Annotated in this window: 3 protein-coding genes; all 3 read right to left on the bottom strand. The window is 38.2% G+C overall.

Annotated features, from left to right (window positions below):
• Positions 1 to 97: 97 nt before the first annotated feature.
• The 3 genes from ACGHEH_RS21450 to ACGHEH_RS21460 all read right to left on the bottom strand — a co-directional run bounded on the left by ACGHEH_RS21450 (position 98) and on the right by ACGHEH_RS21460 (position 1,746).
• Entirely contained in the window at positions 98 to 415 is a 318-nt protein-coding gene (locus ACGHEH_RS21450; protein ID WP_390449746.1) for a hypothetical protein, read from the bottom strand.
• Between the two features lie 116 nt (positions 416 to 531).
• Positions 532 to 1,146: a hypothetical protein gene (locus ACGHEH_RS21455; protein ID WP_390449749.1), complete on the bottom strand. Its 615-nt coding sequence runs from the start codon at positions 1,144 to 1,146 to the stop codon at positions 532 to 534.
• A 111-nt stretch (positions 1,147 to 1,257) separates the two neighbouring features.
• The gene (locus ACGHEH_RS21460; protein WP_390449752.1) at positions 1,258 to 1,746 is read right to left on the bottom strand and encodes a hypothetical protein; all 489 of its coding nucleotides are present in this window, start codon (positions 1,744 to 1,746) and stop codon (positions 1,258 to 1,260) included.
• Positions 1,747 to 2,178 lie beyond the last annotated feature (432 nt).

Raw genomic sequence — 2,178 nt, forward strand, 5'->3', positions numbered from 1 at the left:
TTGCCTAACCGGCGTAAAATAGCAGGCTAAAATTAGTGACGAAGGAGCGCAAGCCTGCTGTTTTGCGTCCTTTGGTTTAGGCACTTGTTAGAAGGAATCAGTCACCGGTGCCACCATCGGAATACGATCCTAGATCATAATCCCCAGAATTAAGCTCTGAGCCTGAGTCGCTCAACGAATCAAAGTAACCATTTATACGTTTTACTCTAGCTGCTTTAGCTAATTCAGAACAAGCTACAGTTTTTTCTTCTCCGACTTCACCACTGTCATCGGCTGAAGCCTCCGAGCTAATGTCTTTTCCAAGCAACCTTGCTACCTTGTTGAATCTTTCTGGATAGTTTGCTCGATCGATGTTTTCAAAAACATCCAAAAGGTCCTCATATGAATAACTATCGTAGTCAGGTTCAAATGACATTTTAAACTCCTTCTAACGCCGTGCTAAGCGGCTAAAAAAGTTTGGCTTAAAATTAGTGAGGAACGAACGACAAGCCAAACTTTTGTGTCCGCCCTTGAGCGCCTTGTTAGGCGTATTCATAGTACTTTAAAAGACTTTGCAAACTGCATTGTGTTAATTGATGCCTTGTTTTGCCCGATAGATGACTTTTGAACCCAGAAAATAGCCGCCATAGTTGGATAGTCTGTTATAACCACTTCGTGAGTAAATGTTTGGTTTGGTAATTTTTGAGTAAGTTCGACGATGTAGCTATTAAAGCCATTAACAGATGCTTTCTCTTTTTTGATAATACTTGGTTGAGATTTATAACCCAATTCTAATTGTTTTGAATAATTTGCGATGATGGATTCAACAGCTGTATCAAAGTCAACATTTTTACTTTCAGGAGAAAGTTTTTTACCTATTTCGAGTCGGTATATTGATTGATCAATTGCTGCTGGACCAAAACTAATGTAAGTACCAAATTTTCCGTACTGCTCTTTAACTTGCAGGTATGTATATTCATATGTGTCTTCTTTATGTGGAATTGATACAGAAAAATCACCGTCTTTAGAAAAGTAAGTATTATTTTCTATTTTACCATCAAGAAGTTTTGGGGCAGGAAATAACCCTCCGATTGTTCCACCAGTTGAAGAGCAACCTGAAAAGAATGATAAAAATGATAGTAAGATTATTATTTTTAGAATTTGCATAAATTCTCCCTGATATGCCTAACGCCGCCTTAAGCGGTGAGTAGCAGTTGGCTAAAATGTGAAGCGAAGCGGAACCGTGCCAACTGTTACGAATCCGACTTTAAGGCTTTGTTATAAGCCATTTGCTCCGATTAACTCTAATTCTTCTTCACCAGTTAAAGTTGGGAAGTAAGGGCCAATATCATTTTGTCTGATTATTTCCCCATCTTTGATGTAGAGGAGGTAAGGATAGCTCGGCATTAAATCAATAACATCGATATACATTGATTGGCTGCACCCAATAGTTATTGTTTCTAGATTTTCTTTCCAAAACAGGCGCTGCCCTTCGAAAAAAGCTCCCTTGAGTACATTGACCTTATCGAGTTCAACATCAAAGTATTGAGCTGTGCTATTTTCGTCACTTACTCTTTCGGTAACATTTACAACCCGTGCTTTCAAAATGGTATCAGCCTCTTTAGCGGCCTTTTGAGCATGCTTTATTGCAAGAGCTTTTGTTTCTTTATAGTCCTCCATTTCCTCTTCGAATGATAAAACTTGGCAAGCATTTGTGCTTGCACTAAAAAGAAGAAAACTAGAGATGATATGCTTAAGTTTATTCATGGCTTATAACGGCCGCATAAAATGCGGATAATGCTTGGCTATAATTAGCGAAGAATGAGCGTCAGCCAAGCGTTTGACGTCATTTTTGATGCCTTTGTTATGTGTTATGGATCAGCCCATTTCTTCAATCCACAGTTCGAACATTTTGATTCACCTAAGAGCAAGCTAAATTTGGAGTAAACTTCCTTACACCTAGGACACTTCCAACTCCTAAATCTAATATGTGCCCAGATGATAAATGGAATAAATACATTAAAAATCATTTGCCCTATATTTTGCATACCACTTATATTTGATAGGAACTCATCTGCTGCAGACACTATAATTATCATCGTTACTAACAGGGCTATTTGAATATTTCGACGCTTTTTCAACTCCCTCCAAGAATTCTGATAATTCAACCTATTCTCCAGTCAAATGACACATAACGCC

Origin of the sequence: Pseudoalteromonas sp. MTN2-4 (genome assembly GCF_042848605.1) — a bacterium.
Lineage (GTDB): Bacteria > Pseudomonadota > Gammaproteobacteria > Enterobacterales > Alteromonadaceae > Pseudoalteromonas.

Bases quoted from the DNA above. Each gene is read 5' to 3' on its own strand.
- ACGHEH_RS21450 (WP_390449746.1), bottom strand. From the start codon at position 415: ATGTCATTTGAACCTGACTACGATAGTTATTCATATGAGGACCTTTTG.
- ACGHEH_RS21455 (WP_390449749.1), bottom strand. From the start codon at position 1,146: ATGCAAATTCTAAAAATAATAATCTTACTATCATTTTTATCATTCTTT.
- ACGHEH_RS21460 (WP_390449752.1), bottom strand. From the start codon at position 1,746: ATGAATAAACTTAAGCATATCATCTCTAGTTTTCTTCTTTTTAGTGCA.